At 72.6% G+C, this 24,092-nt stretch carries 25 protein-coding genes and 1 pseudogene; 15 read left to right on the top strand and 11 right to left on the bottom strand.

Annotated elements, in window-relative coordinates; genetic code table 11:
* Positions 1-99 precede the first annotated feature (99 nt).
* The 7 genes from C2142_RS18240 to C2142_RS18210 all read left to right on the top strand — a co-directional run bounded on the left by C2142_RS18240 (position 100) and on the right by C2142_RS18210 (position 7,352).
* Entirely contained in the window at positions 100-270 is a 171-nt protein-coding gene (locus tag C2142_RS18240; RefSeq protein WP_148643630.1) for a thiazolylpeptide-type bacteriocin, read from the top strand.
* 193 nt (positions 271-463) lie between these two features.
* The gene (locus tag C2142_RS18235) at positions 464-643 is read left to right on the top strand and encodes a thiazolylpeptide-type bacteriocin (protein ID WP_148643629.1); all 180 of its coding nucleotides are present in this window, start codon (positions 464-466) and stop codon (positions 641-643) included.
* Between the two features lie 49 nt (positions 644-692).
* Positions 693-1,778 (top strand): hypothetical protein, encoded by a 1,086-nt coding sequence (locus C2142_RS18230; protein ID WP_148643628.1) that lies wholly within the window; start codon positions 693-695, stop codon positions 1,776-1,778.
* Between the two features lie 5 nt (positions 1,779-1,783).
* Entirely contained in the window at positions 1,784-2,848 is a 1,065-nt protein-coding gene (locus tag C2142_RS18225) for an LLM class flavin-dependent oxidoreductase (RefSeq protein WP_148643627.1), read from the top strand.
* A gap of 125 nt (positions 2,849-2,973) precedes the next feature.
* Positions 2,974-3,825, top strand: coding sequence for an ABC transporter ATP-binding protein (locus C2142_RS18220; protein ID WP_148643626.1), 852 nt, complete (start codon positions 2,974-2,976; stop codon positions 3,823-3,825).
* Positions 3,822-4,697, top strand: a complete 876-nt coding sequence (locus C2142_RS18215; protein WP_148643625.1) for an ABC transporter permease — start codon at positions 3,822-3,824, stop codon at positions 4,695-4,697. Before C2142_RS18220 ends, C2142_RS18215 begins: the two co-directional genes overlap by 4 nt.
* A gap of 66 nt (positions 4,698-4,763) precedes the next feature.
* Entirely contained in the window at positions 4,764-7,352 is a 2,589-nt protein-coding gene (locus C2142_RS18210) for a lantibiotic dehydratase (RefSeq protein ID WP_162002499.1), read from the top strand.
* Between the two features lie 107 nt (positions 7,353-7,459).
* Here C2142_RS18210 and C2142_RS18205 read toward each other — a convergent pair whose 3' ends face one another.
* Both C2142_RS18205 and C2142_RS18200 read right to left on the bottom strand, forming a co-directional pair.
* Positions 7,460-8,410: a pirin family protein gene (locus C2142_RS18205; protein ID WP_148643623.1), complete on the bottom strand. Its 951-nt coding sequence runs from the start codon at positions 8,408-8,410 to the stop codon at positions 7,460-7,462.
* 197 nt (positions 8,411-8,607) lie between these two features.
* Positions 8,608-9,042 carry an SseB family protein gene (locus tag C2142_RS18200; protein ID WP_148644866.1) on the bottom strand — a complete coding sequence of 145 codons (435 nt, stop codon included), beginning with the start codon at positions 9,040-9,042 and terminating at the stop codon, positions 8,608-8,610.
* A gap of 284 nt (positions 9,043-9,326) precedes the next feature.
* On the opposite strand from C2142_RS18200, the gene C2142_RS18195 reads away from it, so the two are divergent.
* Both C2142_RS18195 and C2142_RS18190 read left to right on the top strand, forming a co-directional pair.
* Entirely contained in the window at positions 9,327-11,156 is a 1,830-nt protein-coding gene (locus tag C2142_RS18195; protein WP_148643622.1) for an acyl-CoA dehydrogenase, read from the top strand.
* Positions 11,157-11,511: 355 nt separating this feature from the next.
* On the top strand, positions 11,512-12,825 hold the full coding sequence (locus C2142_RS18190; RefSeq protein WP_148643621.1) for a M18 family aminopeptidase: 1,314 nt from the start codon (positions 11,512-11,514) through the stop codon (positions 12,823-12,825).
* A 58-nt stretch (positions 12,826-12,883) separates the two neighbouring features.
* Here C2142_RS18190 and C2142_RS18185 read toward each other — a convergent pair whose 3' ends face one another.
* The 3 genes from C2142_RS18185 to C2142_RS41605 all read right to left on the bottom strand — a co-directional run bounded on the left by C2142_RS18185 (position 12,884) and on the right by C2142_RS41605 (position 16,017).
* Entirely contained in the window at positions 12,884-14,698 is a 1,815-nt protein-coding gene (locus tag C2142_RS18185; RefSeq protein WP_148643620.1) for an NHL domain-containing thioredoxin family protein, read from the bottom strand.
* A gap of 47 nt (positions 14,699-14,745) precedes the next feature.
* Positions 14,746-15,777: a Fic family protein gene (locus C2142_RS18180; RefSeq protein ID WP_206670987.1), complete on the bottom strand. Its 1,032-nt coding sequence runs from the start codon at positions 15,775-15,777 to the stop codon at positions 14,746-14,748.
* Between the two features lie 111 nt (positions 15,778-15,888).
* Positions 15,889-16,017, bottom strand: a complete 129-nt coding sequence (locus C2142_RS41605; RefSeq protein WP_277347263.1) for a hypothetical protein — start codon at positions 16,015-16,017, stop codon at positions 15,889-15,891.
* 125 nt (positions 16,018-16,142) lie between these two features.
* Between C2142_RS41605 and C2142_RS18175 the strand changes: the two genes are divergently transcribed.
* Positions 16,143-16,628 (top strand): LURP-one-related family protein, encoded by a 486-nt coding sequence (locus C2142_RS18175; protein WP_148643619.1) that lies wholly within the window; start codon positions 16,143-16,145, stop codon positions 16,626-16,628.
* Positions 16,629-16,635: 7 nt separating this feature from the next.
* Here the strand turns inward: C2142_RS18175 and C2142_RS18170 are convergent.
* Both C2142_RS18170 and C2142_RS18165 read right to left on the bottom strand, forming a co-directional pair.
* A pseudogene (locus C2142_RS18170) lies at positions 16,636-17,415 on the bottom strand (glutathionylspermidine synthase family protein); the annotation flags it as partial.
* A 41-nt stretch (positions 17,416-17,456) separates the two neighbouring features.
* Positions 17,457-17,633 carry a hypothetical protein gene (locus C2142_RS18165; protein ID WP_153882790.1) on the bottom strand — a complete coding sequence of 59 codons (177 nt, stop codon included), beginning with the start codon at positions 17,631-17,633 and terminating at the stop codon, positions 17,457-17,459.
* A 155-nt stretch (positions 17,634-17,788) separates the two neighbouring features.
* Here C2142_RS18165 and C2142_RS18160 point away from each other — a divergent pair, with 155 nt between their 5' ends.
* Positions 17,789-18,211 (top strand): DUF350 domain-containing protein, encoded by a 423-nt coding sequence (locus C2142_RS18160; protein WP_148643618.1) that lies wholly within the window; start codon positions 17,789-17,791, stop codon positions 18,209-18,211.
* Between the two features lie 75 nt (positions 18,212-18,286).
* On the opposite strand, the gene C2142_RS18155 is transcribed toward C2142_RS18160, so the two are convergent.
* Positions 18,287-18,634, bottom strand: coding sequence for a helix-turn-helix domain-containing protein (locus C2142_RS18155; RefSeq protein ID WP_148643617.1), 348 nt, complete (start codon positions 18,632-18,634; stop codon positions 18,287-18,289).
* Positions 18,635-18,732: 98 nt separating this feature from the next.
* Here C2142_RS18155 and C2142_RS18150 point away from each other — a divergent pair, with 98 nt between their 5' ends.
* The gene (locus C2142_RS18150) at positions 18,733-19,635 is read left to right on the top strand and encodes an NAD(P)-binding domain-containing protein (RefSeq protein ID WP_148643616.1); all 903 of its coding nucleotides are present in this window, start codon (positions 18,733-18,735) and stop codon (positions 19,633-19,635) included.
* Between the two features lie 38 nt (positions 19,636-19,673).
* Here the strand turns inward: C2142_RS18150 and C2142_RS18145 are convergent, their stop codons facing one another.
* The gene (locus tag C2142_RS18145) at positions 19,674-20,729 is read right to left on the bottom strand and encodes an aldo/keto reductase (protein WP_148643615.1); all 1,056 of its coding nucleotides are present in this window, start codon (positions 20,727-20,729) and stop codon (positions 19,674-19,676) included.
* A 249-nt stretch (positions 20,730-20,978) separates the two neighbouring features.
* Between C2142_RS18145 and C2142_RS39960 the strand changes: the two genes are divergently transcribed.
* The 3 genes from C2142_RS39960 (at position 20,979) to C2142_RS18130 (ending at position 23,252) form a co-directional block, all read left to right on the top strand.
* Positions 20,979-21,959 carry a hypothetical protein gene (locus C2142_RS39960; RefSeq protein WP_241002648.1) on the top strand — a complete coding sequence of 327 codons (981 nt, stop codon included), beginning with the start codon at positions 20,979-20,981 and terminating at the stop codon, positions 21,957-21,959.
* 102 nt (positions 21,960-22,061) lie between these two features.
* Positions 22,062-22,250: a hypothetical protein gene (locus C2142_RS18135; RefSeq protein WP_148643614.1), complete on the top strand. Its 189-nt coding sequence runs from the start codon at positions 22,062-22,064 to the stop codon at positions 22,248-22,250.
* A gap of 39 nt (positions 22,251-22,289) precedes the next feature.
* Positions 22,290-23,252 carry a methyltransferase domain-containing protein gene (locus tag C2142_RS18130; protein WP_148643613.1) on the top strand — a complete coding sequence of 321 codons (963 nt, stop codon included), beginning with the start codon at positions 22,290-22,292 and terminating at the stop codon, positions 23,250-23,252.
* 48 nt (positions 23,253-23,300) lie between these two features.
* Here the strand turns inward: C2142_RS18130 and C2142_RS18125 are convergent, their stop codons facing one another.
* Entirely contained in the window at positions 23,301-23,621 is a 321-nt protein-coding gene (locus tag C2142_RS18125; protein WP_148643612.1) for a multidrug efflux SMR transporter, read from the bottom strand.
* 70 nt (positions 23,622-23,691) lie between these two features.
* A complete protein-coding gene (locus C2142_RS18120) occupies positions 23,692-24,063 on the bottom strand; it encodes a multidrug efflux SMR transporter (protein ID WP_148643611.1) in 372 nt (123 codons plus the stop codon).
* Positions 24,064-24,092: the final 29 nt, after the last annotated feature.

The raw sequence follows: 24,092 nt of genomic DNA, 5'->3' as shown, positions 1-24,092 counted from the left end.
CTCCACTCCAGCGGCGGCACCATGTGCTGCTCGTCCTCCTCGTCCACCTGCTGCTGCTGATTCAGCGTCAACAAGCGCACTGAGAAACGGAGTTCCATCATGAGCGAGTCCATCAACACCCCGCAGGTCGAGTCGGCCGAGGTCCCGGCCGTTGACGTCGAGGAGCTGTCGGTGCTGGAGGTCGGCGACGCCGCCGCCCTGCCGGAGATGGGTGCCTCCAGCGGCGGCACCATGTGCTGCTCGTCCTCCTCCTCCACCTGCTGCTGCTGATTCAGCGGCACGCACACCGGCGCGCGGCCGCGACCGCGGAGCGGCGCGCCAGGCACTGTCCCGCGGGTGTTCCGGACCACCGGGCACCCGCGGGGCCCCGCACCACCCCGCACCACCACCCCGCACCACCCCGAGCAGCCCCGAGCCGCCTCGGACCCCACCCCACCCAGTCGCCGAACCTTCGCGAGGAGCCATGACCGAGCACCACCGGGCCGGACGTACCGAATCGCCGGCCGATCCCACCGAGCTGGAGATCGAGGAGCTGTCCGTACTGGAACTGGGCGACGCGATCGCCCTGCCCGAGATGGGCGCCTCCAACTGGGGCGGCTGGTTCTGCTGCTCCTCGTCCTCCTCCGCCACCTGCTGCTGCTGACCCCGGACCGTCCGCCGTGCCGAACCCGACGCCCGCCAAGGAGATCCGCATGACCACCGCCACCGACCCGCTGGTGATCCGGATCCACGGCCGCCCCGAGCAGCCCCGTGCCTACGTCGCCGACGTCCTGGGCCCGCTCGCCACCGGACTGCGCCGCGACCACCGGCTGCGCGCCGTCCACCTGCGCCGCGGCTGGCGCGGCGGGCCCCACTACGAGGTCGTCGTGCGGCCCGAGAACGGCCGCCCGCTGGACGTCTCCGGCTGGTCCGCCCGGGCCGAGTCCGCCCTGGCCGGCACCGCGCTCGACGGCCCCACCGAGGCGGACTACCTCGGCCAGGCCCGCCGGATGGAGCAGTGGGAGCAGACCGGCCGCTCCGCGCCGCCGCTCCGCGCCCCCGGCACCGTGCTGATCGCCTCCGACGAGGCCGGCGCCGACTGGCTGCCCGACCTGCGCGAGGCCCGCACCGCCGTCCAGGCCGCCCTGCTCGACCCGCTGCTCGCCACCCTGCGCGAGCACCGCGACGAGGACGCGCTGCTCGCCCACCTCGCCGAGGTGATGGCCACCCTGGCCGGCACGCACCCCGGCCGGATGCCCTTCGGCACCATGTCCTTCCGCTCGCACGCCGAGGCCTTCCTCGCCTCGCCGCTCGCCGGGCAGGACCACCGCCCCGACTTCCGGCGCCGCTTCGAGCGGGACGCCGACCACCTCACCGCCCTGGTGCGCCGCCACCTCGCCGACGGGCCGGGGCCGGAGACCGCCGGCTGGCACGCCGGCTTCCGCTACGGCTGGGGCTACCTGGACGCGCTGGTCCGCTCCGGCCGGCTCGGCAACACCTACCTGGACGGCTTCGCACCCGCCGCCCCCGACGGCAGCACCCGGCCGCCGACCCGCTTCCACGCGCTGACCGAGCAGTACGGGATCACCACCAACCCCGACGACTCCTTCGCCTCCTACCGCAGCCTCCTCAACTTCTTCTACGAGCTGCTGCCGCTGCTGGACGTCACCCCGCTGCACCGCTACTACCTCTGCTTCGCCCTCGCCGAGGCCACCGACCTGGCCCTGGGCGAGACCTGGGAGGAGCGCATCCGCCGCGCCGCACCCGCCCCGACCACCGCCACCACGACCACGGAGTGAAAACCATGGACTTCGGAATCTCGCTGCTCCCCGACGCCGGGCCGGACACCAAGTCGCCGACCGCCTACTTCGACGACGTCCTCGCGCTGGCCCGGATCGCCGACCAGGCCGGGATGAGCCACGTCAAGATGACGGAGCACTACCTGCACCCGTACGGCGGTTACTGTCCCAGCCCGCTCGGCTTCCTGGCCGCCGTCGCCGCGCAGACCACCAACATCCGGCTGATGACCGGCTGCGTCCTGCCGGCCTTCCACCACCCGGTGAAGCTGGCCTCGTACGCCGCGATGGTGGACGCGATCAGCCATGGCCGGGTCGACATCGGCTTCGCCCGCGCCTACCTGCCGTACGAGTTCGAGACCTTCGGCGTCGACATGGACACCAGCCGGGAGCGCTTCGAGACGACCATCAAGGCCGTGCTCCGCCTGTGGACCGAGAAGAACGTCACCGAGGACACCCCGTTCTTCTCCTACCGGGACGCCACCATCCTGCCCCGGCCCACCCAGACCCCGCACCCGCCCGTCTGGGCCGCCGCGGTGCGTTCGGCGGAGAGCTTCACCCGGATCGGCGAGCTCGGCCTCGGGCTGCTGATCACCCCGTCGCTGACCCCGCTGGAGGCCGTCCGCGAGCAGGTCGCGCTCTACCGCGACGCGTTCGAGCGCACCCACGGCGACAGCGGGCAGCAGCCCCGGGTCGCCGCCAGCCTGCCGGTGTTCACCGCCGAGACCGACGCGCAGGCGCAGCGCCTCGGCGACCCGCTGCTCGCCGAGTACCTGCGGGTCTGGGGCGGGGCCACCTCGTCCTGGAACAGCGCCACCTCCAAGGCGTACCCCGGCTACGACCAGGTCGGGAAGTACGTCGGGATGATCACGCCGGAGCGGCTGCGGACCGAGGGCGGCGCGGTCGTCGGCTCCGCGGCGACCGTCGCCGAGAAGCTCGCCGCTTTCCAGGACGTCGTGCAGGCCGACCACATCCTGCTCCAGGCCGACTTCGGTGCGATGCCCGGCGACGTCGCGGAGCGCAGCCTGCAGCTGTTCCTGGAGGACGTCCGCCCCAAGTTCCCGGCGGCCTGACCGGCCGCCACCCCGGCGGCGGCCCGAGCGGCCGCCACCCCCGGCCTCACCGGCCGCCCACCGGCGGACAGCACCGCCGCACCACACCGCCCCGGCCGCCCGGAGCGGGAACACGAGGAGATGAGATGAGTCACGACGCACCCGCGATCGTGCTGAGGGGCCTTCAGGTCAGCTACGGCTCCCACCGTGCCGTCGACGGCGTCGACCTGGAGATCCCGCGCGGCGAGGTGTTCGCCCTGCTCGGCCCGAACGGCGCCGGAAAGACCACCACCGTCGAGGTCCTGGAGGGCCTGCGCCCCCGCTCCGGCGGCGAGGTGCTGGTCCTGGGGCAGGACCCGGCCCGCGCCGACCGCCGCTGGCGGTCCCGGATCGGCGTGGTCCTGCAGACCGCGCAGGACCAGCCGGACGCCCGGGTGCGGGAGATGCTCGCCCAGTTCGCGTCGTACTACCCGGACCCCCGGGACGTCGACGAGGTGCTGGAGGTCGTCGGCCTCACCGAGAAGAAGGACGCGGCCCTGCGCGACCTCTCCGGCGGCCAGCGCCGCCGGATGGACGTCGCCCTGGGCATCGTCGGCCGCCCCGAACTGCTCTTCCTGGACGAGCCGACCACCGGCTTCGACCCGGAGGCCCGCCGCCAGTTCTGGCAGCTGATCCGCGACCTCGCCGCCGACGGCACCACGATCCTGCTGACCACCCACTACCTGGACGAGGCCGAGCAGCTCGCCGACCGCATCGGCGTGCTGGCCAACGGCCGGCTGGTGGAGGTCGACACCCCGGAACGGTTCGGCGGCCGCGCCGAGGCCGGCACCGTCGTCACCTGGCAGGGCCCGAACGGCCGCGAGCGCCGCGAGACCACCAACCCCGCGCAGCTGATCGAGGAGCTGTCGCGGGAGTTCGCCGGCGCCGTACCCGACCTGCAGGTGCACCGCCCGAGCCTTGAGGAGACCTACCTCGCCATGATCGGAGAAGCCCGATGACCATCGCCGCCCCCGCTCCCGCCGCCCCCCGCGCCCCCGCCACCCCGCGCGCGGCCGCGGCCGCCGGGTCCGCGCCGCTCCCGTCCCCGATCCGCCTGGGCCTGGCCCGCGGCCTGTTCGAGGTGCGGCTGCTGATCCGCAACCGCGAGGCCATGGTCTTCAGCATCCTGATGCCGATCATGCTGCTGGTCATCTTCGGCAGCCTCTTCGACCAGGTCGTGCCCGGGACCGGCATCAAGATGCGCGAGGTCACCGTGGCGGGCATGATCGGCTCGACCATCATGTCCTCCGCCCTCGGCACCATGGGCATCGGCATCGCGGTCGACCGCCACGAGGGCACCCTGCGCCGGCTCTCCGGTACGCCCTTCCCGCTGGTGTCGTACTTCATCGGCAAGGTCGTGCTGATCCTGACCCAGGCCCTCGTCCAGGTCGGCGTCATCCTGGCCCTGGGCGTCGCGATGTTCGGCTTCCAGCTGCCGAAGGACGCCGCGCACTGGTTCACCTTCCTGTGGGTCTTCCTGCTCGGCACCGTCTCCACCGCGCTGATCGGCATCACCATCGGCTCCCTGGCCCGGTCCGCCCGCAACGCCCCCGCGCTGGTCAACTTCCCCTACATCGGCCTGCAGTTCATCTCCGGAGTGTTCTGGGTGATCACCGCACTGCCCAAGCCGGTCCAGATCGTCGCCTCGCTCTTCCCGCTCAAGTGGATGACCCAGGGAATCCGCTCCGCCTTCCTGCCCGAGTCCTTCGCCGCCGCCGAACCGGCCGGGGCCTGGGAGCACGGACGGATCGCGCTGGTCCTCACCGCCTGGCTGATCGGCGGCCTGGCCCTGTGCTGGGTCACCTTCCGCCGCAACGCCCGCCGCTTCTGAGCGGCGGCGGCCTCCGGGCCGCGCCGGGCGTACCGGCCCCACCACTGGTCCCCAGAGAGGATGGCCATGAACCACCCCGACCACCCCGCCGATCCGCCCCGCGCGGACGGCGGCATCGCCGACACCGTCCAGCTCCGCGTCAACCCGCTGCCCGCCCACCGCCTCTCCACCGAGGACCTGCGCAGGTCGCTCGCCCACCTCGCGCTGATCAAGCAGCAGCGGGACTCCTGGCAGCCGCTGGCCTGCGACGAGCTCTACTCGCTCGCCGGCACCGTTGAGGACCCGGAGCGCCGGCGAGGGGTGGTCGCGCTGCGCCGGGCGATCTTCAACGGCCGCGACCCGGGCGCGGCGGCGGACGGACTCCCGGAGGCCACCAGCGCCTGGCTCGCGCTCCACCGGGAGTACACCGCCGTCGCCGACCGGATCCGCGAACGTTACGGCGAGGCCATCGAGCTGGAACGGCGCAACCTGGCCGGCCTGCTCGACCACCCCACCTTCGGCAAGGCCGTGTCGCTGCTCGCCCCGACCGTGCACGACACGGCCGTCCGGTACGGCGCCGCCGGCGGCGCCGCCGACCGCAAGCTGCGCAAGTCCGAGCGCGGACTGATCCAGTACGTCACCCGGGCGCTGCTGCGGACCAGCCCGCTCTCCCAGTTCACCGCCGTCGGTCTGGCGCACTGGGACGAGGACGGCCCGCAGCTCGACGAGGTCGAGTTCGACGGCGACACGGCGCGAGCCTTCGCCGAGATCGACCGCTCCGTGCTCAACCACGTGCTCGGCGGCCTGCCGGTCACCGGCGGCCCCACCGGCTGGGTCACCGTCTCACCGACCCTCCGGGCCGAGGCCGACCGGGTCTACTTCCCCCGCGTGGACGGCGACCAGGTGCGGATGCTCTCCGCCCCGCTCACCCGTCACCTGCGGCTGCTGCTCGCGATGGCCGGGATGGGCCCGTACCACGTCGACCACCTGGCCGAGGACCTCGCCGCCAGGACCGGCGGCAGCCGGGAGGCCGGCGCCGACTACGTCGCCAAGGTCGTCGCCGCCGGCATGCTCACCGCCGCTCCCGGCCCGGACGAGCAGGACCGCACCGGCCTGCGCGCGCTCGGCCGCCGCCTGTCGGGCGACCACCCGGCGGCGGGCCTGCTGCTCGACGAACTCGCCGACGTGGTCGAGGGCATCGAGACCGCACCCGCCGGCCAGCGCCCCGCGCTGGTCGGCCGGCTGCCGCACCTGGAGGAGCGGCTCCTGGAGGTCAGCGGGCGCCCGGCCCGGCTGCACGTCAACGAGGACCTCGTCTTCCCGCCCACCGCCCCGAGCCCCGCCGGCTACACCGGCGCCCTCGGCGACCTCGCCGACGTCCTGGAGTTCCAGTCCGCCTACGACCGCTTCCACGAGGTCCGGGCCCTGCTCACCGCCGCCTTCGTCGAGCGCTTCGGCGCGGGCGCCTCGGTGGGGCTGGTCGAGCACGCCGAGGAGCTGGTGAACGAGGTCTACCGGCGCGAGGACCTGCTGCGCACCGCCGGCCCCGACGGCCTCGGGCCCGACGACGGCAGCCTCGGGCAGCTCCACGCCCTGCGCCGCCGCGCCGTCGGGGCCCTGGTCCGCGAGGTGCACGCGGGCCGGCACCGCGACGAGGTGATCTGGGACGCCGGCTACCTCGCCGAGCTCACCGCCGGGCTGCCCGACCGCTTCCGGGCCGTCCCGCTCTCGTACGGGGTGCTCATCCAGCCCACCGACGACCTGCTCGTCGTCAACGACGCCTACGCGGGCCACGCCTCGCTGAACTCCCGCTTCCTGCACGCCGCGAGCAGCACCGGCGGCCCCGCCGTCGACCGGCTCGCCGAGCGCCTGCTCGGCCTGTACGGCGCCGACGGCGCCCGGGTGCTGGAGGACCGCGGCCTGTACCGCACCAACATCAACCTGCACCCCCAGGTGCTGCCCGACACCGTCACCCCGCGCGAGTGGGCCACCCTGACGCTGCGCCACGACCCGTCGGCGGACCGCCTGGAACTGCTCGACCGCGACGGCCGGCCGGTCCGGGTGCTCCCGCTGGGCTCGCAGTACAGCGAGATGTACCCCTTCCCGCTGCGGCTCGCCTACTGGCTGGTCGGCTCCGGCCGTCTGGTGCTCGACCTCCAGGAGAAGGCGCGCCAACGGCTCGCCGAGCGCGACCGCGGCGGCGTCCTCGGCCTGCCCCGGCTGCGGGCCGGCCGGGTCCTGCTCCACCGCCGCCGCTGGTTCCTGGGCGAGGGGGAGCTCCCGCAGCCCGGACCGGCCGAGGAGGAGGTCTCCTACCTGCTCCGCCTCACCGACTGGCGGGCCGGGCACCGGGTGCCCGACGAGGTCTTCGTCAAGACCTCGCTCTTCCAGCAGGATCCGTCCGACTACGTCGGCAGCGCCTCCGAGTGGCGTTCCTTCATCGACCAGCGCCGGCGCGGCAAGCCGCAGTACGTCGACTTCTCCAGCGCCCTGATGGCCCGGGTCCTGCCCAAGCTCCTGGAACGGCGCGGCGGCGGGTACCTGGAGGAGGCCCTGCCGAGGCTCGGGGAGAGGCCCAACACCTTCGAGTGGATCGTGGAGTTCGACCGTGCTTCCGGCGGCCGCTTCAGCGCCCTGCGCAGGGACGTGATCCGCGCGGGCCTGGTCGGCGTCTGACCCGTCCGCCGCCCGGGGCCGGTGCGTCCGGCGACGGCGACCGACGACGCACGGGCGGCCGGTGCGGCAGGAACCTGCCGCACCGGCCGCCCGTGCCGGTCACCACCTCAGCTGGTGGGGATGGTCCCCAGGCGGCCGGCCTGGTAGTCCTCCATCGCCTGCTGGAGCTCGCGGTGGCTGTTCATCACGAACGGGCCGTAGTGGGCGACGGGCTCCCGGATCGGCTGCCCGCCGAGGAGGACGACCTCGAAGTTGGCGCTGCGGGTGTCCTGGGCCTCGTCCGCCCGGATGGTGAGCGAGTCGCCCTCGCCGAAGACGACCGCCTGTCCCATGTGGAACGGGCGCCGCTCCTCACCCGCGGAGCCGCTGCCGGCGAGGCCGTACGCCAGGCCGTTGAAGTCGGCCCGCCAGGGCAGGGTGACCTGGGCGCCGGGGTTCACGGACACGTGGATCATCGTGATGGGCGTGTGCGTGGCGCCGGGGCCCTGGTGGCCCGCGATGTCACCGGCGATGAGCCGGACGAGCGCGCCGCCGTCCTGCGAGGCGAGCAGCTTCACGCTGCCGCCGCGGATGTCCTGGTACTTCGGCGCGATCATCTTGTCCGCGGCGGGCAGGTTCACCCACAGCTGCAGCCCGTGGAACAGGCCGCCGGACATGACCAGCGACTCCGGCGGGGTCTCGATGTGCAGCAGGCCGGAGCCGGCCGTCATCCACTGGGTGTCGCCGTCGGTGATGACGCCGCCGCCACCGTGCGAGTCCTGGTGCACGAAGGTGCCGTCGATGATGTAGGTGACGGTCTCGAAGCCCCGGTGCGGGTGCCACGGGGTGCCCTTCGGCTCTCCGGCGGCGTAGTCCACCTCGCCCATCTGGTCCATCATGATGAACGGGTCCAGGTACTTCTGGTTGATCTTGGCGAAGGCGCGGCGGACCGGGAAGCCCTCGCCCTCGAATCCTTCCGGGGCGGTGGAGACGGCCAGCACCGGGCGCGGACGGGCGCCTTCGGCGGGCGCTGCGACGCGCGGCAGAACGAGCGGGTTTTCGACGGTCACGGCGGGCATGTCGGCCTCCTTCGGGGGGTTCCTCTGGCCTACGTCCACGAGATTAGTTCAATCCTCAACAAGAAGCAAGTTGAAGTTTGAACTATGTAGTGACGACTCGGCCTCGCGGCCCCTTCCAGGATGGATCGGGTCCGAAGCGACCGCCAGTCGCCGGCCTTGCGTGCGGCGGCGGGCGGTCGCCAAGCGGCCTGCTGCCGTCAGCCGTACATCCGGCGCATGGTGAAGTCGACCATCTGCTCGACCGCCTTCGCGTCGAACACCATCCGGTGCTCGCCCTCCATGTCCAGCGCGAAGCCGTACCCGGTCGGCAGCAGGTCCAGGATCTCGGCGCCGGTGACGGTGAAGTGCTTGGAGTCCTTGCCGGCGTACCGGCGCAGCTCCTTCAGCGAGCTGAACATCGGGATCACCGGGGTCGGCGTGTTGTGCAGTGCCAGGAACCCGGGCCGGTCGCCGCGCGGGCAGTGCACCTTGGAGGTGATGAAGATGGCCTGGAAGTCCTCCACCGCCATCGACCCGGTGGTGAAGGCCCGGACGGCGTCCGCCAGCGAGGGCGGCGACGGCTCGGGGTAGAGGGACTGCTGCGATGCCTGCGGCTGCTCGCCGTACGGGCCGGGGCCGGGCATGCCGTTCATGCCCGGCTGCGGTCCCGCCTGCTGCTGGTAGGGGTCGCCCGGGTATGCGTTCTGGTCATAGCCGTACACACGGACAGGCTATCGGGAGCGCAGCCGCTCGTGCGGGCGCCGATCCTGACAAGGAGTGGGCGTCCCGGCTTGTGGGACGTGACCACGTTCATAGCGGATTCACCGCCAGGGGCTTGAAACAAGTTACCGCTGGGTAGCATCATGATGCTTACTGGTGGGTACGGGACGCCCGAACGCGGCGGTCTCCCGGAAGCGACGAACCGGAGAAAACGGCCATGGGTCACTACAAGTCCAACCTGCGGGACGTGGAGTTCAACCTCTTCGAGGTGTTCGGCCGCGAGCAGGTCTACGGCACCGGACCGTTCGCGGACATGGACGTCGAGACCGCGAAGAGCATCCTGAGCGAGATCGCGCGCCTTGCCGAGAACGACCTCGCCGAGTCCTTCGCCGACACCGACCGCAACCCGCCGGTGTTCGACCCGGAGACCAACACCGCCCCCGTCCCGGCCTCCTTCAAGAAGAGCTACCAGGCCTTCATGGACGCCGAGTGGTGGCGCCTGGGCATCCCGGAGTCGATCGGCGGCCAGGTCACCCCGTCCTCGCTGATCTGGGCGTTCGCCGAGCAGATCCTCGGCTCGAACCCCGCCGTCTGGATGTACTCCTCCGGCCCGGCCTTCGCCGGCGTCATCGCCGAGGAGGGCACCCCGGAGCAGCTGGAGGTCGCCAAGCGGATGACCGACCGCCTCTGGGGCTCCACCATGGTGCTGACCGAGCCCGACGCCGGCTCGGACGTCGGCGCCGGCCGCACCAAGGCGATCAAGCAGGAGGACGGCTCCTGGCACATCGAGGGTGTGAAGCGCTTCATCACCTCGGGCGAGCACGACATGTCCGAGAACATCATCCACATGGTGCTGGCCCGCCCCGAGGGCGGTAAGCCGGGCACCAAGGGCCTCGGCCTCTACATCGTGCCGAAGTTCGACTTCGACTGGGAGACCGGCGAGCTCGGCGAGCGCAACGGCGTCTACGCCACCAACGTCGAGCACAAGATGGGCCTCAAGGCCTCGAACACCTGCGAGATGACCTTCGGTGCCAAGCACCCGGCCAAGGGCTGGCTGCTGGGCGAGAAGGTCGACGGCATCCGCCAGATGTTCAAGATCATCGAGTTCGCCCGGATGATGGTCGGCACGAAGGCCATCGCCACCCTCTCCACCGGCTACCTCAACGCCCTGGAGTACGCCAAGGAGCGCGTGCAGGGTGCGGACATCTCGCAGTTCCTGGACAAGACCGCCCCGCGCGTCACCATCACGCACCACCCGGACGTGCGCCGCTCGCTGCTGACCCAGAAGGCGTACGCCGAGGGCATGCGCGCCCTGGTCCTGCTCACCGCCTCCACCCAGGACGACGTGCTGGCCGCCCGCCTGCGCGGCGAGACCGACGAGGCCGCCGAGCGCCTGAACGACCTGCTGCTGCCGATCGTCAAGGGCTACGGCTCCGAGAAGTCCTACGAGCAGCTCGCCCAGTCCCTGCAGACCTTCGGTGGCTCCGGCTACCTGCAGGAGTACCCGATCGAGCAGTACATCCGGGACGCCAAGATCGACACCCTCTACGAGGGCACCACCGCGATCCAGGGCCAGGACTTCTTCTTCCGCAAGATCGTCAAGGACGGCGGCCAGGCGCTCACCGCGCTGTCCGAGCAGATCCAGAAGTTCCTCGGCTCGGCCGCGGGCGGCGACGCCCTGGCCGCCGAGCGCGAGCTGCTCGCCAAGGCCGCCGGCGACCTGGAGGCCATCGTCGGCAAGCTGCTCGCCGACCTCTCCTCGGTCGAGCAGGACGTCAAGAACATGTACAAGGTGGGCCTCAACACCACCCGCCTGCTGATGGTCTCCGGCGATGTCGTGGTCGGCTGGCTGCTGCTGCGCCAGGCCGCGGTGGCCCTGGCCAAGCTGGAGGCCGGCGCCTCGGAGAAGGACGTCCCCTTCTACCAGGGCAAGGTCGCGGCGGCCCGCTTCTTCGCCAGGAACATCCTGCCGACCGTCACCCCGCAGCGCCTGATCGCCGAGGGCATCGACAACGAGATCATGGAGCTGGCGGAGGAGGCGTTCTAGCCTCCGCCCACCCGGCGCCCGCCGTCACCCTCCCCGGGACGCTCCCCGGACTCCGTCCGGGGGACCCCCGTCGCGTGACGCCGCTTTGACCGCCTGACCCAACCCTCACGCCGAAGGGCCCGGTTCCGACCGGGCCCTTCGGTGTGCCCGGAGCCGTCGGCGGTCCTGCCATGACCGTCCGCGACCGGGCGCAACCGTTGGGTGCGTGACACCCTTCACGGCGTCAGTTCACGGTTCTGTCTGCGTTCTGCATCCGTTGGGAGGTTCCGAGTGTCATGTCCGTGTACGGGCATATGCTCAAGGTGCGAAGCCGACCCCCCATCCGGCCTCAGCCCTCCCTCGACTCAGGAGCAGCATGTCGACCGCCGCCCGCCAGGCCTTCTTCGACCGGACGCACACCGATGATCTGATCGCGTTTCTCGGTACCTCACCGTCGCCGTACCACGCGGTCGCCAGCGCCGCGGAGCGGCTGGAGAAGGCGGGCTTCCGGCAGGTCTCCGAGACGGACGCCTGGGACGCGGCGGCCGGCGGGCGGTACCTGATCCGCGGCGGCGCGCTGATCGCCTGGTTCGTGCCGGAGGGCGCCGGCCCCCAGACGCCGTTCCGGGTGGTCGGCACCCACACCGACTCGCCGAACCTGCGGGTCAAGCCGGTGCCGGACACCGGCTCGGCGGGCTGGCGGCAGGTCGCGGTGGAGATCTACGGCGGCGTGCCGCTGAACACCTGGCTCGACCGGGACCTCGGCCTCTCCGGCCGGCTCGCACTGCGCGACGGCAGCGCGCGGCTGGTGCAGCTGGACGAGCCGCTGCTGCGCGTGCCGCAGCTGGCGATCCACCTGGACCGCCAGGTCAACGAGGGCATGAAGCTCGACAAGCAGCGCCACCTCACGCCGATCTGGGGCCTCGGCCCGGTGGACGAGGGCTCGCTGATCGCGTACGTCGCGCAGCGCGCCGGCGTCGAGGCCGCCGACGTGGCCGGCTGGGACCTCATGACGCACGACGTCCAGCCCGCCTCCTACCTGGGCCGGGACCGCGAGCTGCTGGCCGGTCCGCGGCTGGACAACCTGCTCTCGGTGCACGCCGCCGCCGCCGCCCTGGCCGCCGTGGCCGCCGCGGCCGGGACGGACGGCGCCGAGCTGCCGTACATCCCGGTGCTGGCCGCCTTCGACCACGAGGAGACCGGCAGCGAGTCGGACACCGGCGCGCAGAGCCCGCTGCTCGGCAACGTCCTGGAGCGCTCCGTCTACGCGCGCGGCGGCAGCCCCGAGGACCGCGCCCGGGCGCTGGCCGGCACCGTCTGCCTCTCCTCCGACATGGGCCACGCCGTCCACCCGAACTACAGCGAGCGGCACGAGCCGGGGCACCACCCGATGCCCAACGGCGGGCCGATCCTGAAGGTCAACGTCAACAACCGGTACGCCACCGACGGCGTCGGCCGGGCGGTGTTCGCGGCGGCCTGCGAGAAGGCCGGCGTGCCGTGGCAGACCTTCGTCTCCAACAACGCGATGCCCTGCGGCACGACGATCGGCCCGATCACCGCGGCCCGCCTCGGCATCCAGACGGTGGACTGCGGCATCGCGGCACTCTCCATGCACTCGGCGCGCGAGCTGTGCGGGGCGGACGACCCGTACCTGCTGGCGAGCGCGATCAAGGCCTTCCTGGAGGGCTGAGCAGCGGCACGACGAAGGGCCCGGCACGCGCCGGGCCCTTCGTCGTGCGGTGCGGCGGCTACTCCATCCCGGCCAGCACCAGCGGCAGCCGGCGCGCGCCCTCGGCGACCAGCTTCACCGGCACGCCCCAGTCCTGCTGGTGCACGTGGCAGGCCGGGAACTCGATCTCCGGGTCGTCGTCGCAGGACGCGGCCATCGCCGAGACGTGCAGCACGCCCTCGGTCACCTCGTCGGAGAGCACCAGCTCGCGGGAGAGCGCGGAGTCCGCGCCCGCTCCGGAGACGAGCAGCTCCGGCGGGGTGGAGCTGACCAGCAGCCGGGTGGACGGGCCGTAGCGCTCGTCCAGCTTCTGGCCGGCCGGCGCCGAGAAGACCACGTCGAGCCGGAACGCGCCCGGCGCGACCTCGGTGGCGGCCCGCTGGGTGCGGTGCGCGACCGACTCGACCCGGACGGCCTCCTCGGGCAGCCGCAGCCTGGTCAGCCGGTGCCGGGCCGACTCGACCACCACGATGTCGCCGTCGACCAGCACCGCACCCGAGGGTTCGCGCAGGTCGGTGGCCAGCGTGGTGACCTCGCCGCTCGCCGGGTCGAAGCGGCGCAGCGCGTGGTTGTAGGTGTCGCTGACGGCCACCGAGCCGTCGGGCAGCACGGTGACGCCCAGCGGGTGCTGGAGCAGCGCCTGCTCCGCGGCGCCGTCGCGGTGCCCGAAGTCGAACAGGCCGGTGCCGACGGCGGTGTGGACGTCGTTCGTTCCACGTGAAACCCACCGGAGGGCGGAGGTCTCCGAATCGGCGACCCAGAGCCTCTCACCGTCCGCCGAGACGGCCAGGCCGGACGGCTGGGCGAACCAGGCCTCGGCGGCCGGTCCGTCGACCAGGCCCTCGTTGGTGGTCCCGGCCGCCACGCCGACGGTGCCGGCCGCAGGGTCGTAGGCCCAGAGCTGGTGGACGCCGGCCATGGCGATCCACACCCTGCCGTCGAACCAGGCCACGTCCCACGGCGAGGAGAGGTCCACATCGAGGGCCGGCCCCTCGGTGGCGGAGCCCTGCCACCACTGCCTGCCGGTGCCGGCCAGGGTGGTCACCTCGCCGTCCGACAGCCGGACGCCGCGCAGCGCGTGGTTGACGGTGTCGGCGACCACGACGTCGTACGGGGACCCCTCCGGCAGCAGCGCCAGGCCCTGCGGTTCGCTGAACCGGGGGGCGGTGCCGTCCACCAGGCCGCGCACCCCGTCGCCGATCCGGCGGACGACCGTCTCGCCGTCCTCGGCCAGCTCGACCAGCGAGTGGTGCCCGGAGTCGGCGACCAGGAAGTGCCCGTCGGGCAGCCGGACCGCCTTGCCGGGGAACTTCAGCTCGCCCGCGGTGGGCTCCGGCGCCACGTACGGGCCGTCGCCGCGGCGCAGCGTCCCCTTGGCGGCGTGCTCCGCCTCCAGCTCCTCCACCAGCCTGGCGATGGCGTGCGCGTGCCCCTCGCCGGCGTGCTGGGCGACCACGTACCCCTCGGGGTCGATCACCACCAGCGTCGGCCACGCCCGCACCGCGTACTGCTTCCACGTCGCCAGTGCCGGGTCGTCCAGCACCGGGTGGTGCACCTCGTACCGCGCCACGGCGTCCACCACGGCCTGGTGGTCGGCCTCGTGCACGAACTTCGGCGAGTGCACGCCCACGATCACCACGGTGTCGCGGTGCTTCTCCTCCAGCTCCCGCAGCTCGTCCAGGACGTGCAGGCAGTTGATGCAGCAGAAGGTCCAGAAATCCAGTACCAAAATGCGACCTCGGAGGTCGGCAAGGGTCAGGTCCTTGCCGCCGGTGTTGAGCCATCCACCGGCGCCGACCAGTTCAGGGGCGCGGACACGTGCACGAGAAGCCATGCCCCAATCAAACCCCACGCTTCCCGTCTGCATTCCGGTGCAGGGTGTCATGCCGTGGAGCGGGGCCTGCGCTGATGTTTGGCGGCCTTGTAAGCCGCGACCGATTTCCGGGACGAGCGCCAGACTCCGTCAGGGCCCTGCACGGCGTTCAGACGGCCGCGCTGGGCTGCCTGCCGGAGCGCTGCAAGGGACAACTCATCATCGATGAGCGCGGCGAGTGGGACCATCCTCGCGGGGCCGGCCACGTTGGGGACAATGAAGCGGTTGAGATTGTCCTCCATTGCCCGGGCGATCAGCTCGCCGAGGGCGCCGAAGTCACCCGTGTCCGCCCTGCGTAGCGCGGTCAGGTACGCGTCGCGCTGCCGCTTGAGGATGATGATCGGCGGATACCCGAGGCGGACGAGGACCAGGTTCATGACGAGTCGACCGGTTCGGCCGTTCCCGTCGAGGAACGGGTGGATTCGTTCGAACTGGTTGTGGATGCGGGCCAGTTCCTCGGGAAGGGGGCGGCCGAGATCCGTGCTCTTCTCAATCAGCTGGCCAAGAGCGCAGACCTCGGTAACCCACTGCTCGACCTGTGCCGGCACCAGCGGCCAGCGTGGCGGCGTCATCCCCTCGGCGAAGGGGGCGATGTCGTGCTCGCGGAAGTTGCCGGGGCCTTCGCGGTCGCCCGCGTCCGGGTGAGGTGCCACGTTCCAGACCGGCGTCATGGCCGCGTGGTGGATGTGCCGGATCTCGCCGAGGGTGACGAGGCGGCCGTCATGCCAAGCGTCCGGCTCCAGCGCCTGGCCGTAGACCCAGCGGGCGGCGTCAGCGTATCCCTGGACCTCGTTGTACTCGCTGAGCGGCTTGGCTCCGACGGCTCGACCTTGATCCAGGAGTGCTTGCACCTCGCGAAGGACCAGGGTGTTGCCCTCAAGCGCAGTGGAGTGGTGCGTCTCCTGATGCCAGATGTCGTCCCAGATCTCCTGGGCTTCTCTGGGACTGGGGAGTCCGCCGAAGCGCTCGTTCAGCTCGGTCAGCGCGCCGGTGAGTCGGTTGTAGACGGTACTGCGGCTGGGCCTGCCTCGTCCTGCCAACGTCGCTCTCCCCGGAGTTGATACATGCCATCGGTGGCTAATTGAACTTATCAACTTTGAGGGTTGCCGAGAGTCTGACCGGTGCATGTTGACCATGTAGCGGCAAGACCCCTACGAGAAGGCCCAGAAGTCCAGGATGGTGATCTTGCTGCGGAAGTCGGCGAGCGCCAGTTCCCTGCCGCCGGTTTCCGGCCGCCCGCGGGGTCCGTCGTTCCCGGTGCCCGTGTGGCGGTGCTTCACCCCGGGCGGACGATCGGGTCGAATGGCGGGCGGGGGGTCACACCCACGGGTCACGCCCACGGGTCACGCCCACGGGTCGCACCCGGGGGCACACCCACGGCGCACGCCCACGAACTGGAGGCGGTATGCGGTACCTGGTCAGGGAGAAGCTGTTCGCGATCGGTGACGACTACTGGATCGAGGACGACCACGGGCACAAGGCGTTCCTGGTGGACGGCAAGGTGCTGCGGCTCCGGCACACCTTCGAGCTGAAGGACGCCGGTGGCCGGGTGGTCGCGGTGCTGAAGGAGAAGGCGTTCACCGTCCGGGACGCGATGCGGATCGAGAACACCGACGGGGACACGGTCGCGACCGTCCGGGAGAAGCTGTTCACGCCGTTCCGCGACAAGTACCACGTGGAGCTGGCCGACGGCGGCGAGCTGAAGATCCACGGTGACCTGATCGACAAGGACTACCGGATCGAGAACGGCCACGGCGACGAGCTCGCCCGGATCTCCCGCAAGTGGTTCCGGGTCCGGGACACCTACGGCGTGGAGATCGCCGACGGGGCCGACACCGGCCTGCTGCTCGCGGTCGCGGCCTGCGTCGACCACCTGACGGAGGAGGACTGACCCGCGGCTACACGATGACGTGGGGCAGGAAGCGGGCGCCCTGGTGGGTGATCGGGCTGTCGTCCGTCTCGCGGATGCCGAGGCCCGCCGCCTCGCCGTCGACCACCCAGGCGCCGAGCACCGGGCGGTTGCCGTCGAAGTCGGGCAGCGGGTGGTACTGCTGGTAGCAGTGGCCCTCGGGGCCGTAGCGGTCCGGGTCGCCGGCCCAGTCGGCGAGCCGGGTCTCCCCGCCGTCCGGGCCGACGATCCGGATGCCGGCGCCCTCGCGGCCGAGCAGCGGCTTGGCCGCGTAGCCGGGGCCGTCCGGGCCGGCGAGCTCGCGCGGGCCGTCGAGGTGGGCGGGGAGCAGGTTGGGGTGGCCGGGGTTGAGCTCCCAGAGCACCGCCAGCAGCGCCTTGTTGGAGAGCAGCATCTTCCAGGCCGGCTCGATCCAGAGCGTGGAGCCGGTGCCGCCGCCGTGGTCGATGACGTCGAGCAGCTGCTCACCGAACTCGTCCTCGGTCAGCCACTCCCACGGGTAGAGCTTGAACGCGGCCCGGATGAAGCGGTGTTCGAGGTCGACGAAGCGGCCGGAGAGGCCGTCCCAGCCGATGTCCTCCATGGCGATGCCGACCGTCTCGATCCCGGCCTGCTCGGCGCACTCCTGGAGGTAGAGGGTGGTCATCCAGTCCTCGCCCTCGGTGTCGCCGCGCGAGTGCGCGAAGTGCACCGGGCCGGGCGGCAGCAGGTGCTTCTGCCGGGCCCAGGAGGCGACCAGCCGCTCGTGCAGCGAGTTCCACTGGTCGGCCGTGGTGCCGCCGCTCTTGCAGGAGTGGCTGTCCAGCACTTTCAGCGTGGCGGGGTCGACGCAGCGCTCGGCGGGCTGCTGCTGGAGGAGGAGCAGCCGGACAGGGCCAGCGCCAGGGTGCCGACCATGCCGAGGGCGACGAAGCCCGAGCGGCGTCGGGCGTCCGGCACCGGGGTACCGGATCCGGTGGCTGTGGCGGAGGGCGGTGGCGACGTCATGGCGCCCGATGGTACGCGTGGGGCCGGAGGATAAGGGAGGGGCCCCGCTTCCCCGGCCGGGCCGCGGCCCGATGGGATATGTTTTGCCGATCCTTGACCGTTGGACCCAGCCGGACCGGGCTGGAATCAGTGAGTGGACCGCGGGGGACAGACCTGTGAACGACATCCTGCACGGCCTCGGTGCGGCCGCCGCCTTCGGTGGCGTCGGCGTGGTGCTGCTGCTCCTCGGCGTCGGCCTGGTGGACGTGCTGACGCCGGGGAAGCTGGGCCACCAGATCTGGGTCGAGCGCAACCGCAACGCCGCCGTGCTGCTCAGCTCGGCGCTGCTCGGCATCGGCGGCATCGTCTTCACCGCGATCCTCTACACCTACGAGGATTTCGGGAAGGGCCTGGTCTCCACCGCCTGCTTCGGTGTGCTCGGGCTGGTGCTGATGGCCGTCGCGTTCTGGGTGGTGGACCTGCTCACGCCGGGCAAGCTCGGCGCGATCCTGGTCGACCCCGAGCCGCACCCGGCGGTCTGGGTCTCAGCCAGCTGCAACCTCGCAGTCGCGGCGATCGTGGCCGCGTCCATCGCCTGACGGCACCGGTCGTCCGACGGCACCCCTCGCTTGACGGCACGGGTCGTCCGACGGCACCGGTCGCCTGACGGCGGCTCACGCCGGGTGCGGCTGCCCGCCGAGGACGTGCTCGCGCCCCCAGGCGCCCAGCGGCGCCAGCGCCTCGTTGAGCCGGACCCCGGCCGCCGTCAGCGAGTACTCGACCCGCGGCGGCACCTCGTCGTACGACTCGCGGTGCACGATGCCGTCCGCCTCCAGCTCGCGGAGGTGGGCGGCGAGCACCTTCTCGGTGATGCCCGGCACCTGGCGGCGCAGTTCGCCGAACCGTCGGTTCGGGAGCTCCGCCAGCGCCCAGAGGATCAGCACCTTCCACTTGCCGCCGATCACGTCCATCGCGGCGTCGATCCCGCAGACGTACGCACCGGGCCTCGGAACCGTCGCCATGCCCCCACCTCTCCGGCCTGCTCGCTCACCTCAGGGTAACCACCCACTTCGAAGTGCGTACTTGATCGGCCCCGGGGCCGGCGACGAGCCTGATCCGCATGGCACGCAACACCGTTGACCCCGCTGCGAAGACCCCCCTCACCCTGCTCGGCCTCGGCGCGATGGGCGCCGCGCTCGCCCGGACCTGGCTCGCCGCCGGGCACCCGCTGACCATCTGGAACCGGACCCCCGCCCGGGCCGAACCGCTCGCCGCCGAGGGCGCGGCCGTGGCCGCCACCGCCGCCGAGGCGGTCGCGGCCAACCGGCTGCTGGTCGTCTGCCTGCTGGACGACGCCTCCGTCGGGGCGGCGCTGGACGGCGTCGACCTGACCGGCAAGGACGTGGTCAACCTGGTCACCGGCACCCCCGGCCAGGCCCGGGCCCGCGCCGAGTGGGCCCGCGCGCGCGGTGCCCGCTACCTGGACGGCGGGATCATGGCCGTCCCGCCGATGATCGGCGTCGCGGCGGCCGGCCCGTACGTCTTCTACAGCGGCTCGCCCGCGCTCTTCGAGGAGCACCGGGCCACCCTCGCCGTCCCGGCCGGCACCACCTGGGTCGGCGAGGACGACGGCTTCGCGGCCTTGCACGACGTGGCGCTGCTGAGCGCGATGTACGGCATGTTCGCCGGCGTCGCGCACGCCTTCGCGCTGATCCGCGAGGAGGCCGTGGCCCCGGCCGGCCTCGCCCCGCTGCTGACCTCCTGGATTACGGCGATGTCCGGCTCGGTGGCGAGGACCGCCGAGCAACTGGAGAGCGGCGACTACACCCGGGACGTCGTCTCCAACCTCGCCATGCAGGTCGCGGGCACGCCGACGTTCCTGCGCACCGCAGAGGAGCAGGGGGTCAGCCCCGAACTGATCGACCCCTACTTCCGGCTGATGCGGCGCCGGCTCGCCGAGGGCGGCGGCGACGAGGACCTCACCGGCGTGATCGACCTGCTGCGCGGAGCGGCCCGACCCTAGGGGCCGTCTTCCAACGACCGCCTGCCTGGCGACGGACCCTAGCCCGCCGCGCGGTCGGTGAGGGGGCGGCGGCGGAGGGCGGCGTCGGCGAGGGCGGGGGGCTGCCAGACGCCGTCGGGGCGGTAGAGGTCGGTGCCGGGCGGGACGATCGCGTCGATGCGGTCGAGGGCGTCGTCGTCCAGGACGAGGTCGGCGCCCTTGAGGGCCGCCGCCAGCTGCTCCGCGGTGCGCGGGCCGATGATCACCGAGGTGACGGCCGGGTGCGCCAGCGGGAAGGCGAGGGCGAGTTCGGGCAGGGTGCGGCCGAGGTCGTCGGCGAGCGCGGTGAACTCCTCGACGGCGTCGAGCTTGGCCGCGGTGACCGGCAGCGCCGGGTCGAAGCGGGCCGGGGTCAGGGCGGCCCGGCCGGTGGTGAGGTCGATCGGGCGGTTCCTGCGGTAGCGGCCGGTGAGGAATCCGGAGGCGAGCGGGCTCCAGGTCAGCGCGCCCATGCCGAGCCGCTGCACGGTCGGCAGCACGTCCCGCTCGATGCCGCGGGCGAGCAGCGAGTACGGCGGCTGCTCGGTGCGGAAGCGCGGCAGGTTGCGGCGTTCGGCGACGTGGTGGGCCTCGACGAGCTGCTCGGCGGGGAAGGTCGAGCAGCCGAAGGCGCGGATCTTGCCGGCCCGCACGAGGTCGCCGAGCGTGGAGAGGGTCTCCTCGATGTCGGTGGTGTGGTCGGGCCGGTGCACCTGGTAGAGGTCGATCCAGTCGGTCCGCAGCCGCCGCAGGCTCTCCTCGACCTCGCGGACGATCCAGCGCCGCGAGTTGCCGCCCCGGTTGCGGCCCTCGCCCATCGGGAAGTGCACCTTGGTGGCGAGGACGACGTCGTCGCGGCTGCCGTGGCTCTGCAGTGCCTTGCCGACGATCTCCTCGGACTCGCCGGCCGAGTACATGTCGGCCGTGTCGATGAAGTTGACGCCCTGGTCGAGCGCGGTGTGGATGATGCGGGCGCAGTCATCGTGGTCGGGGTTGCCGACCGCCCCGAACATCATGGTGCCGAGGCAGTACGCGCTCACCTCGATGCCGGTGCCGCCGAGGACGCGGTAGCGCAAGGTTCTGTCCCCCTGGTGGTGGATGGGTGGCCGTGTCCCGGGTGGGGGCGCGGCCGCTGGGCCCGAGGGTAGGGCCTGGAGTGCACTCAAGGGCAAGTGGTGGGCCGTCAGGACATGGCAAGGGGCGGGCCGTCGGGTGAGGAAAGTGGCGGGCCGTCAGGATGAGGGGCGGGTCGTCCCCCCGCCGGGGGAGCGGGTTCCCCCGGGGAGGGGAGGCCCGGGCGGGGCGGCCGGTGCGAGCTTGGGGGCATGACGGCAGCGAGCGGTTGGGCGACGGTGAGGGTGGCGGTGCGGGCGGCGGACGGCCGGGCGGTGATGGCCTGGGGTGTCGCGTACGCGGCCTTCGGGGCCGGCTGCGCGGTGAGCGGGACGGCGCTGTTCGGCGCGACCTGGCTGGGATGGGCGGTCGCCACGGTGGGCGCCGCCGCCTTCCTGACCGCGGCGGCGGTGGCGCGGGGCGGACGGGCCTCCCGGTTGCGGCCGGTGCTCCGGACGCTCTGCGTCCTGGCCGGCGCGGCGGCGTTCGGCCTGCTGATGGACGTCATCACGCTGGTCTTCAGCCAGGACGTGGACAGTTGGGCGGACACGGCGCACCGGGTGCTGTCCGCGCTCGGCGCCGTCCTGCTGGCGGCCACCGCCCGCACCGGTCGTCCGCCCGCCCGGACGGCCGGCACGGGTACGGCCCCGGCACCTTCGGCGGCCCCAGGGGGCGTCCAACTGGCCGCCCTGGCCGGGACATTGGCGTTCGCGCCGTACGTCGTGATGAAGACGACCTGGGCGGTGGGCGGGACGTTCGCGGGCCTGAGCGGTGCCGCGATGCTGGCCGACGCCGAGCGCAACGGTGCCTCCGGGCTCTGGCTCACCCTCGCCTCCTGGGGCGTCGACGCGACGGCGCTCCTGGCGGCGCTCGGCGTGTTCCTGCTCTGGGGCCTGGTCCGTCCGTGGGGCCAGGTCTTCCCGCGCTGGACCCTGCTGCTGCGCGGCCGCCGTGTCCCCCGCTGGCTGCCGCTCACCCCCGCGCTGCTCGGCGCCGCCACCCTCGCGCCGTACGGGATCCTCGGCGTCGGCTACGCGGCGCTCGGCACGACCGGCGTGGTGACCGTGCCGCGCGGGGACTTCCCCACCGAGGCGGACGTGCTGCTGGTCTGCTGGATCGGCCTCGGCGCCTTCGCCGTCTACGGTGTGGCCCTCGCGGTTGCCGCCCGCTCGTACTGGCGCCGCACCGGGTGACCGGCAGGGCGGTGCCCGGGCGGCGCCGCCGTTTGCGGAACCGGCAACAAATCTTGCCGGTGTCGCGGGGGCCGTCGCAGCCTGGCGGTGGAGGTGATCGCCGTGAGCGACAGGCAGGACAGTGCCGGCAGGACCAGCAGGACCAGCACGACCCGCACGACCGGCAGGGCGGGTGGGCATGGCAGGACCGGCGGGGCCGCGGCCGGCCAGGGCGCGGCGGCGGGGTTCGCCGTCAACCACCACCTCGTGGAGGAGGAGGTCGAACAGGCGCTCGCCGCCACCTCCCTCTGAAGTGCCGCCCTGAAGCCACCGATCCGAACGGAGTCAGCCATGCACCGCCCGCACCGCCACGACGCCCCCGAGTCCGCCCCCGTCGCCGCCGCCGCGCACGACCGCGACCACGACCACGGCCATGGGCACAGCCATGGTCATGGGAACGGCCACGGCCACCACGCGACCGACACGGACTGGTCGGCGCTCGCCGACCTCCTGGAGCGCGAGGGCGAACTGCACACCCCCGCATTCACCCAGGCCACCCAGTGGCTGGGCGAGTTGACGGCCCGCGCCCCCGTCGGCCGGGTGCTCGACGTCGGCAGCGGCCCGGGTGTCGTGGCGGGTCTGCTCGCCGACGTCTTCCCGGCCGCCGAGGTGGTCGCCGTCGACCGGTCGGCCGCTCTGCTGGCCCGGGCCGAGGCCCGCTCGTCCGGCCGCGTCGCCACCCGACAGGCCGATCTGCCCGACGAGTTCGGCCTGCTCGGTGCGGCCGACCTGATCTGGTCGTCCCAGGCGATCCACCATCTCGGCGACCAGCAGGCGGCGTTGGCCTCCCTGGCCGGTTCGCTGCGCCCGGGTGGGATGCTCGCGGTCGCCGAACGCGGGCTGCCGCTGCGGTTCCTGCCGCGCGACCTCGGCCTCGGCCGTCCCGGCCTCCAGGCCCGGCTGGACGCCGCGTACGAGGACGCCTTCGCCGCGATGCGTGCCCAACTCCCCGGCGTCGTCGACGAAGTGGAGGACTGGCCGGCCATGCTCTCCCGGGCCGGCCTCACCCCCACCGGCTCGCGTACCTTCCTCGTCGAGTGGCCGGCCCCGCTCGCGGCGCTCGCCCGTGAGCACCTGCACGCCCAACTCGAACGCCGTCGCGAGCAGTTGGACGGGATCCTGGCTGCCGACGACCTCGCCGCCCTGGATGTCCTGCTCGACCGTGACGCCCCGGCCGGCATCCTCGCCCGTCCCGACGCGTTCTACCTCGTCGCCGTCACCGTCCACACCGCCCGGGCGGCCGCCGCGGAGTAGGGGCCGGCGGCAGGGCAGGTGCGCGAGGCGCACCTGCCCTGCCGCCGGTCAGAGGCCGGATGCCAGCTTGAGGGTGACGGCCCCGGCGATGATCGAGGCGAAGGAGAGCAGCTTGGGGAGGGTGATCCGCTCCTTGTAGACCAGGGCGCCGAAGACGACGGTGCCGATCGAGCCGAGGCCGGTCCAGATGGTGTAGCCGACGCCGACGTCCAGCGTCCTGAGCGCGAGGCTGAGCGTGAAGATGCCGCCCGCGGCCGCGACCAGGGTGAGGACGGACGGCCAGAGCCTGGTGAAGCCGTTGGTGGCGTTGGTGCCGAGGGCGAAGGCGATCTCGAAGACGACGGCGATCGCGAGGAAGACCCAGGCCATGACGGTGTGCTCCTTGAGTGGTTGGGGGCGGTCGGGGTGGCGCTGCGCGGGGCGAGGAGGGCGTGCGGGATCAGGCGGTGACGGGCTGCTCGGAGCCGCCGGGCTTGTCGGCGGGCTCGTTGGCGACCTTGTCGGCGAGCTTGAGGCCGAGCACGCCGCCGATGATCAGGACGAAGGCCGCGGCCTTCCCGGGGTTCATGGACTCGTGGAAGATCACCGAGCCGAGGACGACGGTGCCGACCGAGCCGATCCCGGTCCACACCGTGTAGCCGACGCCGACGTCGAGGGTCTTCAGGGCGAGGCTGAGGAAGAAGATCCCGCCCGCGGCGGCCGCGGTGGTCAGCAGGGACGGTCCGAGCACGGTGAAGCCGCGGGTGGCGTTGGTCGCGAGGGCGAAGACGACCTCGAAGACCGAGGCGATGAGCAGGTAGATCCAGGCCATGGGAACCCCCGGGTGCATGGTGCGTCAGT

This window comes from Streptomyces sp. CB01881 (assembly GCF_002953255.1).
Lineage (GTDB): Bacteria > Actinomycetota > Actinomycetes > Streptomycetales > Streptomycetaceae > Kitasatospora.
This window is presented reverse-complemented; position numbering and strand designations above follow the sequence as displayed.